Origin of the sequence: Nocardioides coralli, from assembly GCF_019880385.1 — a bacterium.
Taxonomy (GTDB): Bacteria; Actinomycetota; Actinomycetes; order Propionibacteriales; family Nocardioidaceae; genus Nocardioides; species Nocardioides coralli.
Window position 1 is genome coordinate 1,235,030 of the sequence record NZ_CP082273.1, and the last position, 20,661, is coordinate 1,255,690.

Sequence of the window (20,661 nt, forward strand, 5' to 3'; positions counted from 1 at the left end):
ATGTCGGAGTTCGTGCGCCTCGAGGTCGCCGACGGAGTCGGCACGATCCGCCTCGACCGGCCGAAGATGAACGCGCTCAACGCGCAGGTCCAGGAGGAGATCCGGGCCGCGGCCACGGAGGCGGGCGACCGCGACGACGTGAAGGCCGTCGTCATCTGGGGCGGCGAGCGGGTCTTCGCCGCCGGCGCCGACATCAAGGAGATGGCCGACCTCTCCTACACCGACATGGTCGTCCGCTCCGGAAGGCTGCAGACGGCCTTCAGCGCGGTGGCGCGGATCCCGAAGCCCGTCGTCGCGGCGGTGAACGGCTATGCGCTGGGGGGTGGGTGCGAGCTCGCGCTGTGCGCCGACGTGCGGTTCGCGGCCGAGGACGCCGTCCTGGGGCAGCCGGAGATCCAGCTCGGGATCATCCCGGGTGCAGGTGGGACGCAGCGGCTCACGCGCCTGGTCGGCCCGAGCCGGGCCAAGGAGCTGATCTTCACCGGTCGCTTCGTCAAGGCGGACGAGGCGCTGGCCCTCGGGCTGGTCGACCGCGTGCTCCCGGCCGAGCAGGTCTACGAGGAGGCGCTGGCGTGGGCCGGGCAGTTCGCCGGTGCCGCGTCGTACGCGCTGCGCGCGGCGAAGGAGGCCGTCGACCGGGGGCTCGAGGTGGACCTCGACACCGGGTTGGAGATCGAGCGGCAGCAGTTCGCCGCCCTGTTCGCCACCGAGGACCGCACCGTCGGCATGCAGTCCTTCGTCGAGCACGGCCCGGGCAAGGCCCAGTTCCGGGGCCGCTGACGAGGACGGCGCCTCCGGCAATAGGATCCGCGCCATGGCCGAACGCAAGCTGAAGCCCGAGCAGTCGGCGGGCACCGTCACCAAGGCCCGCACCCGGGTGGCCCAGGCCGTCTGGTTGGTCTTCGTGGTCTGCGCGCTCTTCCTCGCGGTGGGCGCGCTGCTCGTCGCTCTCGACGCGAACGAGAAGAACGCGCTGGTCGACTTCGTCACCAGCGGCGCCGACGCGGTGGACCTCGGGATCTTCTCGCGCAGGAACGGCATCAAGGAGTTCGCCGGCAGCAACGCCGACGTCAAGAACGCCCTGGTCAACTGGGGCCTGGGGGCAGTGGCCTACCTCGTCGTCGGTCGGATCATCGACCGTGTGGTGCGTCCCTGAGCCCCGGACCCGGGCCCACGGCCGGTGTGAGCCACTCCACCGGCCGTGAGGTTCAAAGCCAGGTGACTCGCTAGTAACCTCGACCGCAACCCGAGAGCACAGGAGGGGCCTGACCGGCCGCAACCACCCATGAACATTGTCGTCTGTGTGAAGTACGTGCCCGATGCGACCGCCGACCGGCACTTCGAGCAGGACCTGACCGTGGACCGCGACGGCGTCGACGGCCTGCTGTCCGAGCTCGACGAGTACGCCGTCGAGCAGGCGCTCCAGATCAAGGAGAAGTCCGGCAACCCCGACGAGGTGAAGGTCACCGCGCTGACGGTCGCACCCGAGGGTGGTGTCGACGCGGTCCGCAAGGCCCTGCAGATGGGTGCTGACGAGGGCGTCCACGTCGTCGACGACGCCATCGCCGGGTCCGACGCGATCGCGACCTCGCTGGTGCTCGCCAAGGCCGTGGAGAAGATCGGTTCGGTGGACCTCGTCATGTGCGGCATGGCCTCGACCGACGGCGCCATGAGCGTCGTGCCGGCGATGCTGGCCGAGCGGCTCGACCTCCCGCAGGTGACGCTGGCCTCGGTCATCGAGACCCAGGGCGACCAGGTCCGGATCAAGCGTGACGGCGACACGGCCACCGAGGTCGTGGGCGCCACGATGCCGCTCGTGCTGTCGGTGACCGACCAGAGCGGCGAAGCGCGCTACCCCTCGTTCAAGGGCATCATGGCGGCCAAGAAGAAGCCGCTGGAGACCTGGGGCCTGGCCGACCTCGGCGTCGACGCCGGCGACGTGGGGCTCTCCGTCGCCTGGTCCGAGGTCGTCGAGACCACCGAGCGGCCGCCCCGTACCCAGGGCGAGATCGTCACCGACGAGGACGGCTCGGGCGCGGGCGCGCTGGCCGACTTCCTCGCGTCCAAGAAGTTCATCTGAGGAGGCTGCTGATGTCTGAAGTCCTGGTACTCGTCGACCACGCCGACGGCGAGGTCAAGAAGCCCACCTACGAGCTCCTCACGATCGCCCGCCGGCTGGGCGAGCCCTCCGCGGTCTTCATCGGAGCCGGCGACCAGGGCGCCGCGGCGGCCGACAAGGTCAAGGCCTACGGCGCCGAGAAGGTCTACGTCGTCGACGACGCCGACATCAAGGGCTACCTGGTGGCCCCCAAGGCCGAGGCCCTGCAGCAGCTGGTCGACAAGACCAGCCCCGCCGCGGTCCTGATCCCCTCAACGTTCGAGGGCAAGGAGATCGCGGCCCGGCTCGCGATCAAGATCGGTTCCGGCCTCATCACCGACGCCGTCGACGTGGCCGAGGACGGGACGACCACCCAGTCCGTCTTCGCCGGCAACTACACGGTGACCGCCAAGGTCACCACCGGGGTGCCGGTCATCACCGTCAAGCCCAACTCCGCCACCCCGGAGGAGGCCGCCGGCGCCGCCGCGGTCGAGGAGTTCGCGGCCACGGTGTCCGACAGCGCGAAGAAGGCGCAGATCGTGGCCTCGCAGCCCCGCAAGGCCTCCGGCCGACCCGAGCTGACCGAGGCGGCGATCGTGGTCGCCGGCGGGCGCGGCACCGGGGGCGACTTCGCGCCGGTCGAGAAGCTCGCAGACTCGCTGGGTGCGGCCGTGGGCGCCTCCCGCGCGGCCGTCGACAGCGGCTGGATCGCCCACTCCTTCCAGATCGGCCAGACCGGCAAGACCGTCTCGCCGCAGCTCTACATCGCCGGCGGCATCTCCGGGGCCATCCAGCACCGGGCCGGCATGCAGACCTCCAAGACGATCGTGGCCGTCAACAAGGACGAGGAGGCGCCGATCTTCGAGCTCGTCGACTTCGGCGTCGTCGGCGACCTGCACAGCGTCTTCCCGGCTGCGGCCGAGAAGGTGACCGAGCGCAAGGGCTGATCCCGGCCCCGACGTACGAGGCCCCCGCCACCCGGACCGGGTGACGGGGGCCTCGTCGTGTGGCGGCTACCAGCCGGAGTGCTCGTCGATGACGCCCACCCGGGGGACCCGCACGAAGCGCTTGCCCTTGCGCCCGGTGCCGATCCGCACCTTGCGCAGCGAGACGTTGTCGGTCTCGTCGGACTCGACGATGATCCCGTTGGGGTTGGCGACGACCTCGATGTAGTAGACCCCGTCCGGCAGGTTCTTGATCCCGAAGGCCTGGCCGGCGCGGTACTGGTGGTAGGTGTCTCCCGAGCCGTTGGACAGGACCTGCCGCAGCGAGAGCGCGTCGCGGCCGCCACAGGCGCTGCCCAGGTCGGTGTTGCCGGGCTGCCAGTCGGCGTCGGGGATCGTGTAGTCGACGGCATCGGTGTTGGCCAGGCAGAACGACGCCTTGCGGGAGCGGACCGCCAGGTTCATGTCGCTGTCCAGGAGGCGGTAGCCCGCGAAGTCCTCGAAGTGCCAGTGCTGGTGGTTGGCCCCGTGCCAGTGGAACCGGCCGATCTGCTCGTAGCCGGTCTGGTTGCCCTCACCGTCGAAGAAGTACTGGTAGGCCACCATGTGGTGGTCGTGCCCGTGACCGTCGGCAGGCCGGAAGCCGTCGACGACGAGCGGTCCGCCGCCGCCGTTCCACACGTTGGCGCCGAAGCGGAGCTGGGTCCCCTTGCGGTTCAGCCCGATGTGGAAGGCCGGCAACGACTTGAGGTTGGGTGCCGTGGCCGGCACCACGGTGCCGGCGCTCCTCGACTCCGGCTCGTGGGCGGCAGGTCGCGCGACCGGACCGCTACGGGCGGCGGGGCGCTCCGGCCGTGCCTGCCGGCCGTCCTTGGCGCGGCGGACCACCAGCCGGGTCGTGGAGGTCGCCTCCTCGGGCGCGATCCCGAAGAAGTCGACCCAGGCGGGGAGGATCGTGCCGGTGACGTCGTAGCGGCCCGGCTTGAGCCGCATCGACATGCTCCACTCGTTGAGCAGGGGGCTCGACCAGCCGGTCTGGATCCCCATCACCGAGCCCAGCGTGTAGGGGTTCCAGGGGCAGCCGTGGGGATAGGGCGACTCGGCCGGGGCGGAGGGGTGGACCCGCTGGACGTCGTAGCCGTTGAGGCACGCGGGGGCGTCGAAGCGTCGGATCACCTTGCCGTCCCGGTTGGCGACCGAGACCTGCGCGAAGGACGACAGCCCCGAGAACGTGGGCATCGCGTCGGCGGGGAGGGGCACGTCGCCACCGGAGGTCCGCCAGACGCTGGTGATCGGGTCGTCGTAGGACGGGCGGGTCGACCAGATGGCGACCGGCTCGTCGCCGGCGACCAGCCGCAGCCCGAAGTCGGTCCAGACCTGGCCGCGCCAGCTCTCGGTGACCATCCGCTCCGGGCCCTGCAGGCTGAGTGGGGACGACGGCAGCGGGGCCGGCTCGTCGCCGCTCGCGGCAGGCGTGGTGAGTGCCAGAGAGCCCGCTGCGACGGCAGCGGCGATCCCGGTGGCGAGGGTGCGACGAGACATGGGTTTCCTCTTTCGGACAGGGGGACCCGATGCCCCCGTGCACAGTGATGACGCACATCTTGTCCCATCGGTTGCCCGGACGCCGAGATTCGGGGTGGATGTCGGCCCGGGACTACGCTCGGGACATGGCAGCCACCGACGCCGGCAGCGGATTCCGGGCCGTGGCCGAGCGTGCCCGGGCCGCGGCACGGCGCCTGGCGCTCGCGACACGAGCGGAGAAGGACGCCGCCCTGCACGCGATGGCCGACGACCTCGCCGCCGGCGGCGACCGGGTCCTGGCCGCCAACGCCGCGGACCTCGAACGGGCCGAGGCGGGTGGCACGCCCGCCAACATCCTCGACCGGCTGCGCCTCTCGCCCGACCGGGTGGCGGCCATGGCCGAGGGCCTGCGCGACGTCGCCGCACTGCCCGACCCGGTCGGGGAGGTGGTGCGCGGGAGCGTGCTCGCCAACGGCCTGGAGCTGCGGCAGGTCCGGGTGCCCTTCGGTGTGGTCGGCATCGTCTACGAGGCTCGACCCAACGTCACGGCCGACGCGGCGGGGATCTGCCTCAAGTCCGGCAACGCCGTCCTGCTGCGGGGGTCCTCCAGCGCCCGGTCCTCCAACGCCGCGGTGGTCGAGCTGCTGCGTGGGGCCGCCGAGCGGACCGGGCTCGACCCCGACGTCGTGCAGCTGGTGCCCGGCGACACCCACGACAGCGTCAAGGAGCTGATGCGGGCCCGCGGCCTGGTGGACGTGCTGATCCCTCGCGGCGGCGCGGGACTGATCCGCTCGGTGGTGGAGGAGTCGACGGTGCCCGTCATCGAGACCGGCGTGGGCAACTGTCACGTCTACGTGGACGCCGGAGCCGACCTCGACCGGGCCCTGGCGATCGTCCTCAACGCCAAGACCCACCGCACGAGCGTGTGCAACGCTGCCGAGTCGCTGCTGGTCCACCAGGCGGTGGCTCAGCAGTTCCTCCCGCGGGTGGTCGAGGCGCTGCAGGGCGCCGGGGTCACCATCCACGGCGACGAGACGTTCGCGGCGTACGACGGCGTGGTGCCCGCCACCGACGACGACTGGGCCGCCGAGTACCTCTCGCTGGACATCTCGGCCCGGGTCGTGCCCGACCTGGCGGAGGCGATCGAGCACATCCATCGCCACTCCAGCCACCACTCCGACGCGATCGTGACCGAGGACCAGGGAGCCGCCCGGCACTTCGTGGCCGCCGTCGACTCCGCCGCCGTCCTGGTCAACGCCTCCACCCGGTTCACCGACGGTGCGGAGTTCGGCTTCGGGGCCGAGATCGGCATCAGCACCCAGAAGCTCCACGCCCGGGGGCCCATGGGGCTGCCCGAGATGACCTCGACCAAGTACGTGGTCACCGGAGCGGGCCACGTCCGGTGACGACCGATACCATGACGCCCATGTCGATGATCGTCACCATGGCCACCGAGTCCCACCACGAGGTCGACCACGCCCTCAGCTGGGGGATCGGCGTCGTCTCGCTCGTGATCCTGCTCGGTCTGCTCGGTGGGCTCGTCGCCTTCGGCGGAGGACGCGAGCACAGCTGAGCGACACGACCACGTCCACCACCCCGACCCGCCGGGTCGGGGTCATGGGTGGCACCTTCGACCCGATCCACCACGGCCACCTCGTCGCGGCGTCCGAGGTCCAGGCCTGGTTCGGCCTCGACGAGGTCGTCTTCGTCCCCACCGGCGACCCCTGGCAGAAGTCCGACCGCGACGTGTCCGCCGCCGAGGACCGCTACCTGATGGCGGTCATCGCGACGGCGGCCAACCCGCGGTTCCGGGTGTCGCGCGTCGACATCGACCGGGCGGGTCCGACCTACACCATCGACACGCTCCAGGACCTCCATCGCGAGCTCCCCGACACCGAGCTCTACTTCATCACCGGCGCCGACGCGCTCGCCGACATCTTCACCTGGCGCGACGCCGGCCGGCTCTTCGAGCTGGCGCACTTCGTGGGCTGCACCCGACCGGGCTACAGCATGGACCCGTCGATGCTTGCCGACATCCCCGACGACCGGGTCACCCTGGTCGAGATCCCGGCCCTGGCGATCTCGTCCACGGACTGCCGTGAGCGGGCAGCCAAGGGTGAGCCGGTCTGGTACCTCGTCCCCGACGGGGTCGTCCAGTACATCGCCAAGCACCACCTCTACACCGAGACCGGAGCAGCATGACCGCCACCGACCACGCCGTGGAGCTCGTCCACACCGCCGCCCGTGCGGCCGCCGACAAGCTCGCCACCGATCTCCTCGCCTACGACGTCAGCGACCAGCTCGCCATCACCGACGCCTTCCTCCTGGCCTCCGGCAGCAACGACCGCCAGGTGAAGGCGATCGTCGACGAGGTCGAGGACAAGCTGCGCGAGATCGGCGCCAAGCCGATCCGTCGGGAAGGGGAGCGCGACGGGCGCTGGGTGCTCATCGACTACGGCGAGATCGTGGTGCACGTGCAGCACGAGGAGGAGCGGCAGTTCTACGCCCTCGAGCGGCTGTGGCGTGACTGCCCCACCATCGAGCTGCCGGCCGACGTGGCCACCGGTGGCCGCTGACGCGAGGCGGCTGGTGCTGCTCCGGCACGGCCGCACCGCGTGGAACGCCGAGCACCGGGCGCAGGGCCACGCTGACGTCGAGCTCGACGACGTGGGCCACACGCAGGCCGCCACCGTGGCGCCGTACGTGGCGCGACTCGAGCCCGAAGCGCTCTGGAGCTCCGACCTCGCGCGGGCACGGCAGACCGCGGCGTACGTCGAGAAGGAGACCGGCCTCGTGGCACGGCTGGACCCACGGCTGCGTGAGTACGACGTGGGGGAGCGGACCGGCCTGACGGTCGCGGAGTTCGCCGCGGCCCACCCCGAGGAGCACGCCGCGTGGCTCGGGGGCAGCTACGACGCCGTCCGGGGCGCGGAGGGCACCGCGGACGTGCTGGCGCGGATCGTGCCGGCCTGCCGTGAGCTGGTGGCCACGGTCGCGCCTGGTGCCACCGCTGTCGCCGTCACCCATGGCGCCGCCCTCCGGGTGGCGACGGCTGCGCTGCTCGGCTGGCCCGTGGAGCACGGCCGTTCCCTGGGCGTCCTCGACAACTGCGCGATGGCGGTGCTCGACGTGCCCGCCGGTGGCGCTGCGCGCCTGCGCTCCTGGAACGTCGGGCCCGACCAGCCCTGACCCCGGCCCCTCGGCGACCCGGTCGGCCAACCCGATTTCGCGTGGCTCGGGATGGCCCGTTAGTATTCCTGCTCGTTGCCCGGAAGGGTGACGATCTGGGGCTGTGGCGCAGCTGGTAGCGCATCTGCATGGCATGCAGAGGGTCAGGGGTTCGAGTCCCCTCAGCTCCACCAGAGAGATCGAGGAAGAGTCATTCAGGGCCGCGCCGGCGCAGCTGGTAGCGGCTCTGTGGCATTTCGGAGCAGGAGCAGGAAACGACGGGGCCGGATCCCCCCGTGATCGACCCCGCCGTCGCCGCCAAGCGATTCCTGCTGGTCCGGCGACCTCCGTGGGTGATGACGACCCCGAGGCTCTGGCGATCCCCGACCGGAGGTCACCGGCGCCTTTCATGGAAGCCTGCCGGAGCGGCGCGCGCCTCCCCCGGAAGGGTGAGGCGCGGGCTGGGCGGTGGGGTCGCGTAATCTTGCCCGCCGTGACGATCCTCGCCTGGACCGCCGCAGGTCTCCTGCTCGTGCTCGCCGTCCTCGCCGCCGTCGCCACGCGAGTGACCCGGCTCGAACGCCCGGTCCGCAGTGCGCTCGTGGCCGCCGAGGCCCTGGTCGCGTTCATCGTGGTCGCCGACATCGGCCTGCTTCTCCGCGCCGACGCCGCGGACCGGCCCGAGAGCATGGTGACCCACGTCGGGTACGCCGTGGCCGCAGCCGGCCTCCTGCCTGCCCTGGTGTGGCGCGCTCCCGCCCAGGCCGAGGACGACCCGGACACCGACCAGGCGTCGCTGTGGGTCGTCGCGATCGCCCTCGTCGCGGTCGCGGTGTGCGTCCTGCGCCTGGTGCAGACCCGGTGAGGACCTCGACGGGCCGTCAGGTGCTCGTCGCCGTCTACGCGGTCTTCGCCCTGGCCGCCGGAGCCCGGTCCCTGGTCCAGATCACGACGTCCTTCGACGAGGCCCCACTCGCGTACGTGCTCTCGGCAGCCGCTGCGGCCGTCTACCTCGTGGCCGCCGTCGCCCTGCGACGTACGTCGGCGCGGGCCCACCGGGTGGCGGTGGCCGCGTGCGCGTTCGAGGCGTGCGGCGTGCTCGTGGTCGGCACGCTGTCGCTGGTCCGCGCGGACATGTTCCCCGACCAGACGGTGTGGTCGGGCTACGGCATCGGCTACGGGTTCGTGCCGTTGGTGCTGCCGTTCCTCGGGCTCGGGTGGCTGCGTCGCCACGCAGCGAACCCGCCCTGATCCCCGGGGTGGGCCGGCAGGGTCACGCGCACGGTCGTCCCGGCGCCCTCGGTCGAGTCGACGACCAGCCGGCCGTCGTGACGGTCGACGATCTCCTTGGCCGTGACGAGGGACGAGCGCACCTCGGGGGCGAACAGCGCGCGCAGGTCCTCCGCGGAGATGCCGATCCCGTTGTCGACGACGGTCAGCGCCACCCCCTCGGGCGCGGCCTGGGCCGTCACGGAGATGCGACCCCCGCTGGGGGTGTACTTGAGGGCGTTCCCGACCAGGACCAGGATCACCTGCTCGATGCGTTCGCGGTCTGCCTTGACCCGGCGCAGGTGCGGGGCCACCGACACGGTCAGGTCGAGCTCGCGCAGCCGCGCGACCGACTCCAGGGCGCTCTGGCTCTGCCGCACCAGCTCACCGAGGTCGAGATCGACCAGGTCGAGGGCCGCCAGCTCCGACGGGACCGCGGGGCCCTTGTCCGACGGCGGCCGGAGCAGGTCGTCGAGCAGGCTCGCGAGCCGCTCGGCGTTGCGACCGATGGTCCGGACCGCGCTCAGGGTCGTGGGGGAGAGGCGTCCGAGCTCGCCGTCCTCGAGCAGCTCGACGTAGCCCTGAATGCTCGCCAGCGGCGTCCGCAGGTCCTGCGACACGTTGGCGACGAGCCGGTTGCGGGCAAGGTCGCGCTCGTCGCGGGTCCGGCTCAGCTCCTCGAGGGTGGCTGACAGCTCCGCGACGAGCTCTTCCTTCGTCAGCTCCGAGACGTCGGTCCCAGTCCCGTTCATGACCTCCACGCTCTCGTCGTCGTCAGACGAGTCTAGGTTGAGGACCCCCCGCCGTCAGGAGAACGACGAGGTGGCGTGTCAGGCGATCGTGAGCCCGCCGTCCACCGGCACGACCTGGCCGGTGACGTAGCCGGAAGCGGGGGACGCGAGCCAGACCACGGTCGCCGCGAGCTCGGTGGGGTCGCCGTGCCGGCCGGCGGGGATCCGCGGCAGCTGCGACCGGAGGTAGTCCTCGGGGTACTGGTCGGTCATCTCGGAGGCGAAGAAGCCCGGAGCTATCGCATTGACCCGGATTCCCTTGCGTCCGGTCCACTGCTGCGCGAGATCGCGGGTCAGCCCGTTCAGACCCGCCTTGGAGGCGGCGTAGGCCGCCTGGGGGAGCCCGGCGGTGGTGAGCGCGAGGACGCTCGAGACGTTGACGATGCTCGAGCCCGGCCCCATCACCCGGCCACACGCCTGGGCCATCCAGTAGCAGCCGCTGAGGTTGACCTCGACGACGTTCCGGAACTGTTCCGGTGTCTCCCGGGTCGCCGGCACCGCGGTGCCGACGCCGGCGTTGTTGACCAGCACGTCGACCCGCCCGAAGGCGTCCGTCGCCGCATCGACCAGGGCCTGGCACTGCGCGGGGTCGGCAACGTCGGTGGCGACCGTGACGACGCGCCGACCGGCGGCCCGCACCAGCTGCGCGGTCTCCTCGAGCCGGTCGACCCGTCGCGCGCCCAGCACCAGGTCGGCGCCCGCCTCGGCCAGGGCCCGGGCGAAGGCGACCCCCAGTCCGCTGGACGCGCCGGTCACGACCGCCACCTTGCCGTCGAGCCGGAACAGGTCGAGGACGCCGCTCATGGGCCGACCCTAGTGGGCGGCCGCAGCCGTGCCCTGCCGGCGGCACCTCGGCTACCATGGGGCCATGCGCAGGTCGCTGCTTCTTGCCTAGCCGCGTCGGTCACGCACCACCCGACGCGGCTGCCCCTCGTGCGCGAGGGGCTTTTTCGTGCCCCGACCGACGAGCAGCGACGAGACGAGAGAGACGATGAGCGAGCAGACCGAGCAGACCGAGCGCGACGCGGCGTACGACGTCCACGCGGCCGAGACGAAGTGGCAGCGGGTGTGGCGGGAGATGCAGCCCTTCACCGCCGACGACGAGGTCGTCCTGAGCGGGGCGCGCGAGAAGCGCTACGCGCTGACGATGTTCCCCTACCCCAGCGGCGACCTGCACATGGGTCATGCCGAGGTCACCGCGCTGCACGACGTGGTCGCCCGCTACTGGCGCCAGCGGGGCTACGAGGTCATGAACCCGATGGGGTGGGACTCCTTCGGGCTGCCCGCGGAGAACGCCGCCATCAAGAACGACGAGCACCCGGCGACCTACACCTACGCCAACATCGACACCCAGCTGGAGTCCTTCCAGAACTACGGGATCAGCTTCGACTGGACCCGTCGCTTCAACACCAGCGACCCCAGCTACTACCGCTGGACCCAGTGGCTGTTCCTGAAGTTCCGGGAGCGTGGCCTGGCCTACCGCAAGAACAGCCCGGTCAACTGGTGCCCCCAGGACCAGACGGTGCTGGCCAACGAGCAGGTGGTCGACGGCCACTGCGAGCGCTGCGGGGCCGAGGTCACCAAGCGCGAGCTGACCCAGTGGTACTTCAGGATCACCGAGTACGCCCAGGAGCTGCACGACCAGCTGGACGTGCTGGCCCCGACCTGGCCCGAGCGCGTCATCACCGCCCAGCGGAACTGGATCGGTCGTTCCGAGGGCGCTCACGTGGAGTTCCCCATCGAGGGCACCGACGAGGTGCTGACCGTCTACACCACGCGTCCTGACACGGTCTTCGGTGCGACGTTCATGGTCGTCGCCGCCGACGCCGCCCTGGCCGACCGGCTGGTCACCGACGAGCAGCGGCCGGCGTTCGAGGCCTACCGCGAGGAGGTCCGCAAGGCCAGCGAGATCGAACGCCAGTCGACCGACCGGCCCAAGACCGGGGTCGACCTGGGGGTCACGGCGGTCAACCCGCTGACCGGGGAGTCGATCCCGGTGTGGGCCGCCGACTACGTGCTGGCCGACTACGGCACCGGGGCGATCATGGCGGTCCCCGGGCAGGACCAGCGCGACTGGGACTTCGCCACGAAGTTCGGGCTGCCGATCGTCCGGACCGTGCAGCCGCCGGAGGGCTGGGAGGGCGAGGCCTACGTCGGCGAGGGCCCGGCCATCAACTCGGCCAACGACGAGATCTCGCTGGACGGGCTGGAGGTCGAGGAGGCCAAGACCCGGATCATCGCGTGGCTGGAGGACAAGGGTCGCGGCACGGGAACGGTCAACTTCCGGCTGCGTGACTGGCTGCTGAGCCGGCAGCGCTACTGGGGCGTCCCGATCCCGATCATCCACTGCGACCGGTGCGGCGAGGTGCCGGTCCCCGAGGACGAGCTGCCGGTCGAGCTGCCCGAGCTGCGCGGCGCCGACCTGAAGCCGAAGGGGGTCTCGCCCCTGGCCGCCGCCGAGGACTGGGTGAGCGTCGACTGCCCCCAGTGTGGCGGCGCCGCTCGGCGTGACTCCGACACCATGGACACCTTTGTGGACTCGTCCTGGTACATGTTCCGGTTCTGCTCGCCGAACGACGACACGCAGGCCTTCGACCCCGCGCTGGTCAACGCCTGGATGCCGTGCGACATCTACGTCGGCGGCGTCGAGCACGCCGTGCTGCACCTGTTGTACGCGCGGTTCTTCACCAAGGCGCTGGCCGACATGGGGATGGTCGACTTCCGCGAGCCGTTCGCCGCGCAGCTGAACCAGGGCATCGTCATCAACCAGGGCAAGAAGATGAGCAAGTCGCTGGGCAACGGCGTCAGCCTGGGGGAGCAGCTGCGCGAGTACGGCGTCGACGCGGTGCGCCTGACGCTGGTCTTCGCGGGGCCGCCCGAGGACGACATCGACTGGGCCGACATGTCGCCGGCCGGTTCCCTGCGGTTCCTGCAGCGGGCGCGGCGGCTGGCCGGTGACGTCACCTCCGAGCCCGGCACGGACCCCGCCTCCGGGGACGACGAGCTGCGGCGCGTCACCCACCGGACGCTGCAGGAGGCGGCGGACCTGGTCGAGGGCTACCGGTTCAACGTCATGGTGGCCCGGGTCATGGAGCTGGTGAACGCCACCCGGAAGGCGATCGACTCGGGAGCCGGACCGGCCGACCCCGCCGTCCGGGAGGCCGCCGAGGCGGTGGCCATCGTGCTGAGCCTGGTGGCGCCGTACACGGCCGAGGAGATGTGGGAGCTGCTGGGCCACCGCCCGACGGTCGCCGACGCCGGCTGGCCGACGGTGGACGAGGCGCTGCTGGTGGAGGAGTCCGTGACCTGCGTCGTGCAGGTCAAGGGCAAGGTGCGCGCGCGACTGGAGGTCAGCCCCGACGTCACGGACGCCGACCTGGAGGCCGCGGCGCTGGCGGATCCTGCCGTGCAGCGGGCGATCGACGGGGCGCCGGTGCGCAAGGTGATCGTGCGCGCGCCCAAGCTGGTCAACGTCGTGGTGTGATCGTGGACCTGCGCTACCGGCTCGCGGCTGTGACGGGTGCCGGTGGCGGCCTCGGCCATGAGCTGGCGCTCGCCCTCGGTCGCGCGGGCGCGAGCGTGCTCGTCGTCGACCGCGACCCGGGCACGGCGGAGGCGACCGCCGCCGCCGTTCGCAGGTCTCGAGTCCCCGCGTGGCCGTTGCGGGCCGACGTGGGCGAGGACGCCGACTTGGTCGCCATCGCCGCGCGGGGACGGGACCTCGGCGGCCTTGACCTGCTCGTCAACAACGCGGGCGCGTGGACAGTGGGGGAGCAGTGGCCTGCCGCGCTGGCTACGGACTGGGGGCGAACCCTGGACGTCAACCTGAGAGCACCGATGCGGCTCACGCAGCTGTTCCTCGACGGCCTGGCTGGGAGGCGTGGCCGGGACGACGGCAGCCCAGCCGTCGTCAACATCTCCTCCAGCGCCGGCCTCGGAGCTGATGCCTACCGGTCACCCGAGTACGCCGCGGCCAAGGCAGGCCTGGTGCGCTTCACCACCTCGTTGTCTGATCCGGGCGCGACGGGCGGCGCGCGGGTCATGGCCGTCGTGCCCGGGTGGATCGGGCTCGACCGGGCACAGGCGGAATGGGCGGCGTTGCCCGCTGAGGAGCGCGAGCACCTGCCCGCACTCGTTCCTCCTGCGGCGGTGTGCCGCGAGGTGCTGCGACTGTTCTCCCACGGCTCGGCTGGCGAGGTGGTCGAGCTGCTGGGCGGATAGGGTCACGCCATGTCTCGGACCGTGGTCGTCACCGACTCCACGGCCTCGCTGCCCCCGGCCGAGGCCGAGGAGCGCGGCATCGTCGTGGTGCCCCTGCAGGTCGTGATCGGCGCGACGTCGTACGACGAGGGCGCCGACGGTGCCACCCCCGAGATGGTCGCCGAAGCGCTGCGTGACTACCGCCCGGTCAGCACCTCGCGGCCCTCGCCCGCGGTGATGCGCGAGGTCTACGAGCGTGCCGCCGCCGACGGCGCCACCGAGATCGTGTCGGTGCACCTCTCCGGTGACATGAGCGGCACCTTCGAGTCAGCGCAGCTCGCAGCTCGCGACACGTCCGTGCCGGTCCACGCCGTCGACAGCCGCCAGGTGGGGATCGCCACCGGGCTGGCGGTGCTGGCCGCCTCGGACGTCGTCCTCGGCGGTGGTTCGGCGGCCGAGGCCGCGGCGGCCGCCCGGGACCGCGCGGAGGGCACCACCTCGTTGTTCTACGTCGACACGCTCGACTACCTGCGACGCGGCGGCCGGATCGGCGCCGCCTCCGCCCTCCTCGGTGGGGCGCTCGCCGTCAAGCCGCTGCTGACCATCGAGGACGGGCGGGTCGCGACCCTGGAGAAGGTCCGCACCTCCGGTCGCGCGCTGGCACGGCTGGCCGAGCTCGCGGTCGAGGCGGCAGGAGACGGCCCCGTCGAGATCGGTGTCGCCCATCTCGCCAACCCCGATCGCGCCGACCACCTGGCCGACCAGCTCGGCACGCGGCTGGTCGACAACCTCGACGGACGGGCGGTCCGCTGCGGCGAGGTGGGGGCGGTGCTCGGGGCACACGTGGGCCCGGGGATGCTCGCGGTCTGCGTCGCCCGGCTCGGCTGAGGCGCGGGAGCGCACGTCACGGCCACCGGACGCCGCCTGCGCGTGCCGGTTCTCCACAGGCTTCCGTTCGGGGCTACCGCGGCCCGGTCCGGGTTCCTAGCGTCGGCGCCATGGCGAGCCGACCCACCCGTGCCGAGCACGACGCCGCGGTCTCCCGCCGGCTGGGTCAGCTCGCCGCCGAGCTGGCTGCCGCCGGCAGCGCGACCCCGTCGTCACCGGCACCTGCGGGGGTCCGGGACTCGCCACCGGAGGCGGCGCCGGTACCCGAACCGGCGCCGCTTCCGGTTCCCGGCCGCCACGCCTCCCGTCGGCCGCGACGCCACGCCGCGTGGCTGCCGGAGCCGCTCCGTGGACGGGTGGGCCTCGGACCGGGACCGGTGGCCGTGGTGGCGGTGCTGGTGGCGGTGGGACTGGCCGTGACCACCTGGTGGGTGGTGCGGTCGGGGGCGTCCGAGGTCGTCCCGGTGACCCCGACCTCCCCGGCCGACCCCGCGGCCACCAGCTCACCTCTCGTCAGCAGCCCCGCCGGCCCGGCCACCGCACCCGCGACCGCGTCGGACGCCGCCGCCACGGTGACCGTCGACGTCGCGGGCAAGGTGCACCGGCCCGGCATCGTCGTCCTCGACGCCGGAGCGCGGGTGGTCGACGCCCTGGAGGCGGCGGGAGGGGCCCGACGCGGTGTCGACCTCACCGGTCTCAACCTGGCCCGGGTGCTGGTCGACGGTGAGCAGATCCTGGTCGGGCTCCCGGTCCTCGCCCCGACCGCGGCGCTGCCCACCGGTCCGGGACCGCCCGCAGGGTCGCTCGTCAACATCAACACCGCCTCGCTCACCGAGCTGGAGACCTTGCCCGAGGTCGGCCCGGTCACCGCTCAGGCTATCGTCAGCTGGCGCGAGGAGAACGGCGGGTTCACCGCCACCGAGGAGCTGCTCGAGGTCGACGGCATCGGTGAGGCGACGCTGGAGGCGATGGCTCCCTTCGTGACGGTCTGACGAGGTGGAGCGGCCCGACCTGCGGATGCCGGCGCTCGCGCTCGCGGCCTGGCTCGGCGGCCTCGCGGCGGCCCTGGTGGGCGCGGTCGCCGTCCTGGTGCTGGTCCTCGGTGGCCTGGGGCTGGCCCGGCTACGGGGCAGTCGCACCCTGGCGGTGGCGGTCCTCGTGCTCGCAGCCGTGGGCGCGACCTCGTTGCTGCGTGCCGAGCAGGTCTCGGGCGACCCCGTGGCGCAGCTCGCGCGGGAGGGAGCCGTGGTGAGGGCCGAGGCGGTGCTGACGTCCGACCCGCGGCCGACGCGGTCGGGCTTCGGCGAGGGAGTGGTCGTCCGGGCGTCGGTGCGGAGCGTGACCGGCCGCGGGGCGACGTACCACCTGCGCTCGCCGGTGCTGCTGCTCGCCGACCCCGCCTGGTCGACGGCACCGCTCGGCGCTCGCGTCAGGTTCACCGCCCGGCTCGCGAGCCCCCGCTCCGGCGACCTCGCCGCCGTGGCCTCGACCGTCGGTCCACCGGACGTCGTGGCGGCCCCGGACGTCTGGTGGCGCGGCGCCGCGGTGGTCCGGTCCTCGCTGCGCGCGTCGGTCGAGGAGCGGCCCGCGGCACAGCGTGCCCTCGTCCCGGCGCTGGTGGTGGGCGACGACACCGGGCTCGACGAGGGACTGGCCGAGCAGTTCCGGGCCACCGGCCTCACCCACCTGCTGGCGGTCTCCGGCACCAACCTGACGCTGGTGGTCGGCTTCCTGCTGCTGGCCGGGCGCTGGTGCGGCGTGCGCGGCCGCGGCCACTACCTGGTCGGCGCGCTCGCGATCGTCGGGTTCGTGCTGATCGCCCGGACCGAGCCGAGCGTGGTCCGGGCTGCGGCGATGGGGACCGTCGCGCTGGTCGGCATGGGCGTCGACGGCCGCCGGCGCGGCCCGCGCGCCCTGGGTGTCGCCGTGGTGGGCCTGCTGCTGGTCGATCCCGAGCTCGCCGTCTCGGTGGGCTTCGCGCTGTCGGCGGTGGCCACGGCCGGCATCCTGCTCCTCGCTCCCGGCTTCCGCGACGCCCTCGCCCGCTGGCTGCCGCGGTGGCTGGCCGGCGCGATCGCGGTGCCGCTCGCCGCCCAGCTCGCCTGCACGCCGCTGGTCGCGGGCATCTCGGGCCAGGTCAGCCTCGTCGCGGTCGGGGCCAACCTGCTCGTCGCGCCGGTGATCGGGCCCGCCACCGTGCTGGGGCTGGCCGGCGGGCTCGTCGGCCTGGTGTGGGCGCCGGTCGGGCGGCTCCTCGGCACGCTGGCGAGCTGGTGCGTCGCCTGGCTGGTGCTCGTCGCAGAACGAGGCGCCGACCTGCCCACCGCGGCCGTGGGGTGGGGCACGGGCGTGCTCGCGATCGCCGGGCTCACCGTCCTGACCGTCGTCACCTCGCTGGCCCTGCCCCGCCTGCTGCGAGCTCCGGTCCCCGGGCTGTCCTCTGCCTGTCTGCTGGTGCTGCTGGTGGCCGTGCCGCTCCCGACCCCCGGGTGGCCGCCCAGGGGATGGGTGCTGGTCGCCTGTGACGTCGGGCAGGGCGACGCCCTCGCCGTCCGGGTCGGAGCCGGCGCGGCGGTGGTCGTCGACGCCGGACCCGATCCGGGTGCCGTCGACCGCTGCCTCGACCGGCTGCGGGTCGAGCAGGTGCCCCTGATGGTGCTCACCCACGACCACGCCGACCACGTCGACGGGGCGAGCGGGGTCGACGACGACCGCACGCTCGGGGAGGTCGAGACCAGCGACACCTCGCCCTACGGAGCGACGCGGGTCGTGGGCGAGGCGACCCTGCAGGTGCTGTGGCCCCCGCCCGATCTCGAGTCGGAGAACCCCAACGACACCAGCGTGGTGCTCCTGGTGGAGGTGCGCGGCGTCCGGCTCCTGCTCACCGGTGACCTCGAGCCTCCGGGTCAGGCGGTGCTCGCCCGGACCTGGCCGGACCTGGCCGTCGACGTCCTCAAGGTGCCCCACCACGGCAGCCGCTACCAGGACCTCGGCTGGCTGCTCGGGCTCGGCGCCCGGGTCGCCGTCGTCTCGGCGGGGGTCGACAACGACTACGGTCACCCCTCGCCCGACACGGTACGACCGCTGCAGGCCGCCGGACTCGAGCTGCTCCGCACCGACCTCCACGGCGACGTCGCGGTGACCGTCGAGGACGGCGAGCTGGGTGTCGCCACGGCCCGATAGGGTCCGGGCCATGGCCGGCCCGCGAGCAGCAGACGTCCTCGGCCGGGTCACCCTCGTGACCGGCAAGGAGGAGTTCCTGGGGGAGCGGTCCGTCGCCGAGGTGCGCGCGGCCGTGATGGCCCACGACGACGAGGCGGAGCTCTCCGAGACCCGCGGCGTCGACCTCGCTCCCGCGTCCCTGGGCGAGCTCGCCGCCCCGTCCCTCTTCTCCGCCACCCGCTGCGTGGTCGTCCGGGGCCTGGAGGACCTGCCCGAGGAGTCGGTCGAGGGGTTGCTGGCCTACGCCGCCTCGCCGGTCGACGAGGTGGCGCTGGTCCTCGTCCACGGTGGGGGCCAGAAGGGCTCGGGTGTCCTCACGAAGCTCCGCAAGCTCGGATCGGTCACGGAGGTGAAGTCGGCGGAGCTGAAGGCCTCCGAGTTCCCCGGCTTCGTGGCCGCCGAGGTGCGCGCCGCCGGCGGCCGGATCGAGCAGGAGGCGGCAGCGGCCCTGGTGCAGGCCGTGGGCCAGGACCTCCGCTCGCTCGCCGCGGCCGCCTCACAGCTGGTCGCCGACTTCCCCGACAGCACGCTCGGCGTCGACGAGGTCCGGAAGTACTTCGGGGGTCGGGCCGAGGCCAAGTCCTTCGCGGTCGCCGACGCGGCGTTCTGGGGACGGCGCGCCGCGGCGCTGGAGGAGCTGCGGTGGGCCCTCGACACCGGCACCCCACCCGTCCTGGTCACCTCGGCCTTCGCCGGCAGTGCCCGCAGCGTCGCCCGCTACCTCGCGGCGCCGCGCGGCATGCGCGACGGAGACCTGGCCCGCGAGCTCGGCGTACCCCCCTGGAAGGTGCGGACGGTGCGCGACCAGTCCCGCGCCTGGACGGAGAGTGGCATCGCCCGGGTGATCCGGGCGGTCGCCCAGGCCGACGCCGACATCAAGGGTGCCGCCAGCGACGCCTCCTACACCCTCGAGCGGCTCGTGCTGAGCGTGACCGGCTTCCGCGACCAGCGGTAGGGGCCGAAATGCAAGAGAACCCGCCACGAGGGCGGGTTCTCGCAGGAGCGGTGCGTCAGAGGGACGACGCGCGCTTCATGATGGCCGACTTGCGGTTGGCGGCCTGGTTCTTGTGGATGACACCCTTGGAGACCGCCTTGTCGAGCTTGCGAGCGGCCTCGCGGCTCGCCGCGACGGCGGTGTCCTTGTCTCCGGCGTCAGCGGCCTCGCGGAACTTGCGCACGGCGGTCTTCAGGCCGGTCTTGACGGCCTTGTTGCGCTCGTGACGCTTCTGGTTCTGCTTGTTCCGCTTGATCTGGGACTTGATGTTCGCCACTGATGAAGCCTTCGAGTCGGTGGATGAGGTGCTGATGCTGTGGTCGGCGCGGTCTGCCGCGCGCGACGTGCAAGGTTAGCAGCGCGCCGTCGGCGCACCCAAATCACGAGAGGGGCCGGTCGGCGACCCGCGTCAGGCCCAACCGCGCCGTTCGGCGAGCCATTCCCAGCACACCTCGCCCTGCCAGCGCTGGTGGTCGCGCAGGTAGGGGGAGGTCGAGGGCACCGGGTCGCCGGCGGACTTGAGGAAGTAGCCCGTCACCAGCGCCAGCACCGCGTCGACCGCCTCGGCGGGTACGTCGTGGAGCAGCGGTCGGGCGCGGATCACGGCGTCGACGTCGATCCCGTCACCACGCGGGCCGACGAGCAGCAGCAGCGAGTCGAGCCACGGGGCGCCGACCACAGGCCAGTTCCAGTCGCAGAAGAGGGTGCGGCCGTCGCGGGCCAGCAGCACGTTGTCGTCGCGCAGGTCGGTGTGGACGACGGTGTCCCCGCGGGTGACCTCGGCGAAGCCGGCCGCCAGGGCCGCAGCCTCCTCGCCGTGGGCAAGGTCGGGGCGCCGGGCCAGCACCGACTCCCAGTGGCCGACGAAGGAGGCCAGCTCCGCCTCGAAGGTCTCCAGCGCCAGGGCCTCCGGCGCCGGCGTCAGCACCTCGGCTGCGGCCTCCAGGGTGTCCAGGCAGCGGTCGAGGTCTCCGAGCTGCCACGGGCGAGCCGGCTGGTCGGCCTCGACGTGCTCGATCCCCAGCACGACCCAGTCGTCGTCCTCGACCCAGAGCAGGGCCGGAGCCGGCGCGGCCGCGGGGAGCGCGGCCAGCTTGCGGGCCTCCTCGCGGTAGGCGTCGGCGAAGACCGGCTGTGCCCGGGCCGAGGCTGCCTTGACGAAGTGACGACTGCCGTCCTCGCAGATGAGCACCGAGGCGAAGCCGGGGGTGAAACCACGGTTCTGGCTCTGGGCCTCGACGACGGGGGAGCCGCAGCGGCGCTCGATCATCGTGCGCAGCGGCGGGGGCAGGAATCGCCACTCCAGTCTCCGAGCGGTCTCGGACGTGAGCGGGGGAGCGAGCTGCATGCCGGCATCCTCACATCGCAGCGGCGGGATGGCGGGGCCGACGCCCCGGGAGGGGAGGGGCTGCGCGGAGGGCGGCGCGCCGAGCGAAGTCCGAGCAGGTGCCCCCACCCGCGCCCGGACGCAGGTGGACCTTCTCCGTTCTGTCACGGACCGGGAACCCCCCGGTGTCAACCGGTCCGTGTGACGCCACCCCCCGGCAGCCTTACCCCATCAACGCA

At 72.7% G+C, this 20,661-nt stretch carries 22 protein-coding genes and 1 tRNA gene; 18 read left to right on the plus strand and 5 right to left on the minus strand.

Annotation, left to right across the window (positions count from 1 at the left end):
- From K6T13_RS06050 to K6T13_RS06065, 4 genes are all read left to right on the plus strand, one after another.
- A complete protein-coding gene (locus K6T13_RS06050) occupies window positions 1-780 on the plus strand; it encodes an enoyl-CoA hydratase/isomerase family protein (RefSeq protein WP_222897618.1) in 780 nt (259 codons plus the stop codon).
- 34 nt (window positions 781-814) lie between these two features.
- Complete coding sequence (locus K6T13_RS06055; protein ID WP_222897619.1) at window positions 815-1,156, plus strand: hypothetical protein; 342 nt, start codon at window positions 815-817, stop codon at window positions 1,154-1,156.
- A 147-nt stretch (window positions 1,157-1,303) separates the two neighbouring features.
- Window positions 1,304-2,080 carry an electron transfer flavoprotein subunit beta/FixA family protein gene (locus K6T13_RS06060; protein WP_430228074.1) on the plus strand — a complete coding sequence of 259 codons (777 nt, stop codon included), beginning with the start codon at window positions 1,304-1,306 and terminating at the stop codon, window positions 2,078-2,080.
- Between the two features lie 11 nt (window positions 2,081-2,091).
- A complete protein-coding gene (locus K6T13_RS06065) occupies window positions 2,092-3,045 on the plus strand; it encodes an electron transfer flavoprotein subunit alpha/FixB family protein (protein ID WP_222897621.1) in 954 nt (317 codons plus the stop codon).
- A 66-nt stretch (window positions 3,046-3,111) separates the two neighbouring features.
- Here the strand turns inward: K6T13_RS06065 and K6T13_RS06070 are convergent, their stop codons facing one another.
- A complete protein-coding gene (locus K6T13_RS06070) occupies window positions 3,112-4,584 on the minus strand; it encodes a lysyl oxidase family protein (RefSeq protein WP_222897622.1) in 1,473 nt (490 codons plus the stop codon).
- A 125-nt stretch (window positions 4,585-4,709) separates the two neighbouring features.
- Between K6T13_RS06070 and K6T13_RS06075 the strand changes: the two genes are divergently transcribed.
- The 8 genes from K6T13_RS06075 to K6T13_RS06110 all read left to right on the plus strand — a co-directional run bounded on the left by K6T13_RS06075 (window position 4,710) and on the right by K6T13_RS06110 (window position 8,982).
- Window positions 4,710-5,969: a glutamate-5-semialdehyde dehydrogenase gene (locus K6T13_RS06075; protein WP_222897623.1), complete on the plus strand. Its 1,260-nt coding sequence runs from the start codon at window positions 4,710-4,712 to the stop codon at window positions 5,967-5,969.
- Window positions 5,970-5,989: 20 nt separating this feature from the next.
- Window positions 5,990-6,136 (plus strand): hypothetical protein, encoded by a 147-nt coding sequence (locus tag K6T13_RS06080; protein WP_222898366.1) that lies wholly within the window; start codon window positions 5,990-5,992, stop codon window positions 6,134-6,136.
- Window positions 6,133-6,765, plus strand: coding sequence for a nicotinate-nucleotide adenylyltransferase (gene nadD / locus K6T13_RS06085; RefSeq protein WP_283247955.1), 633 nt, complete (start codon window positions 6,133-6,135; stop codon window positions 6,763-6,765). Before K6T13_RS06080 ends, nadD begins: the two co-directional genes overlap by 4 nt.
- A complete protein-coding gene (gene rsfS, locus K6T13_RS06090; RefSeq protein ID WP_222897625.1) occupies window positions 6,762-7,139 on the plus strand; it encodes a ribosome silencing factor in 378 nt (125 codons plus the stop codon). The genes nadD and rsfS overlap by 4 nt, the downstream gene beginning before the upstream one ends.
- On the plus strand, window positions 7,129-7,752 hold the full coding sequence (locus K6T13_RS06095; RefSeq protein ID WP_222897626.1) for a histidine phosphatase family protein: 624 nt from the start codon (window positions 7,129-7,131) through the stop codon (window positions 7,750-7,752). The genes rsfS and K6T13_RS06095 overlap by 11 nt, the downstream gene beginning before the upstream one ends.
- Window positions 7,753-7,849: 97 nt before the next feature.
- Window positions 7,850-7,925, plus strand: a tRNA-Ala gene (locus K6T13_RS06100).
- Between the two features lie 299 nt (window positions 7,926-8,224).
- Entirely contained in the window at window positions 8,225-8,596 is a 372-nt protein-coding gene (locus tag K6T13_RS06105) for a hypothetical protein (RefSeq protein WP_222897627.1), read from the plus strand.
- Complete coding sequence (locus K6T13_RS06110; protein WP_222897628.1) at window positions 8,593-8,982, plus strand: hypothetical protein; 390 nt, start codon at window positions 8,593-8,595, stop codon at window positions 8,980-8,982. The genes K6T13_RS06105 and K6T13_RS06110 overlap by 4 nt, the downstream gene beginning before the upstream one ends.
- Here K6T13_RS06110 and K6T13_RS06115 read toward each other — a convergent pair.
- Together K6T13_RS06115 and K6T13_RS06120 are read right to left on the minus strand one after the other, a co-directional pair.
- Window positions 8,907-9,752: a sensor histidine kinase gene (locus tag K6T13_RS06115; protein WP_222897629.1), complete on the minus strand. Its 846-nt coding sequence runs from the start codon at window positions 9,750-9,752 to the stop codon at window positions 8,907-8,909. The two genes, K6T13_RS06110 and K6T13_RS06115, sit on opposite strands and share 76 nt — an antisense overlap.
- Before the next feature lie 78 nt (window positions 9,753-9,830).
- Window positions 9,831-10,595: an SDR family NAD(P)-dependent oxidoreductase gene (locus K6T13_RS06120; RefSeq protein ID WP_222897630.1), complete on the minus strand. Its 765-nt coding sequence runs from the start codon at window positions 10,593-10,595 to the stop codon at window positions 9,831-9,833.
- Window positions 10,596-10,782: 187 nt separating this feature from the next.
- Between K6T13_RS06120 and leuS the strand changes: the two genes are divergently transcribed.
- From leuS to holA, 6 genes are all read left to right on the plus strand, one after another.
- Entirely contained in the window at window positions 10,783-13,275 is a 2,493-nt protein-coding gene (leuS, locus tag K6T13_RS06125; RefSeq protein ID WP_222897631.1) for a leucine--tRNA ligase, read from the plus strand.
- The gene (locus tag K6T13_RS06130) at window positions 13,272-14,012 is read left to right on the plus strand and encodes an SDR family NAD(P)-dependent oxidoreductase (RefSeq protein WP_222897632.1); all 741 of its coding nucleotides are present in this window, start codon (window positions 13,272-13,274) and stop codon (window positions 14,010-14,012) included. The genes leuS and K6T13_RS06130 overlap by 4 nt, the downstream gene beginning before the upstream one ends.
- Before the next feature lie 9 nt (window positions 14,013-14,021).
- On the plus strand, window positions 14,022-14,879 hold the full coding sequence (locus tag K6T13_RS06135) for a DegV family protein (RefSeq protein WP_222897633.1): 858 nt from the start codon (window positions 14,022-14,024) through the stop codon (window positions 14,877-14,879).
- A gap of 110 nt (window positions 14,880-14,989) precedes the next feature.
- On the plus strand, window positions 14,990-15,871 hold the full coding sequence (locus K6T13_RS06140; RefSeq protein WP_222897634.1) for a ComEA family DNA-binding protein: 882 nt from the start codon (window positions 14,990-14,992) through the stop codon (window positions 15,869-15,871).
- Between the two features lie 4 nt (window positions 15,872-15,875).
- The gene (locus K6T13_RS06145; RefSeq protein ID WP_283247947.1) at window positions 15,876-18,062 is read left to right on the plus strand and encodes a ComEC/Rec2 family competence protein; all 2,187 of its coding nucleotides are present in this window, start codon (window positions 15,876-15,878) and stop codon (window positions 18,060-18,062) included.
- A 10-nt stretch (window positions 18,063-18,072) separates the two neighbouring features.
- Complete coding sequence (holA, locus tag K6T13_RS06150; RefSeq protein ID WP_222897635.1) at window positions 18,073-19,056, plus strand: DNA polymerase III subunit delta; 984 nt, start codon at window positions 18,073-18,075, stop codon at window positions 19,054-19,056.
- Window positions 19,057-19,111: 55 nt separating this feature from the next.
- Here holA and rpsT read toward each other — a convergent pair whose 3' ends face one another.
- Window positions 19,112-19,372: a 30S ribosomal protein S20 gene (gene rpsT / locus K6T13_RS06155; RefSeq protein ID WP_222897636.1), complete on the minus strand. Its 261-nt coding sequence runs from the start codon at window positions 19,370-19,372 to the stop codon at window positions 19,112-19,114.
- Between the two features lie 132 nt (window positions 19,373-19,504).
- Window positions 19,505-20,443, minus strand: coding sequence for a hypothetical protein (locus tag K6T13_RS06160; protein WP_222897637.1), 939 nt, complete (start codon window positions 20,441-20,443; stop codon window positions 19,505-19,507).
- Window positions 20,444-20,661: the final 218 nt, after the last annotated feature.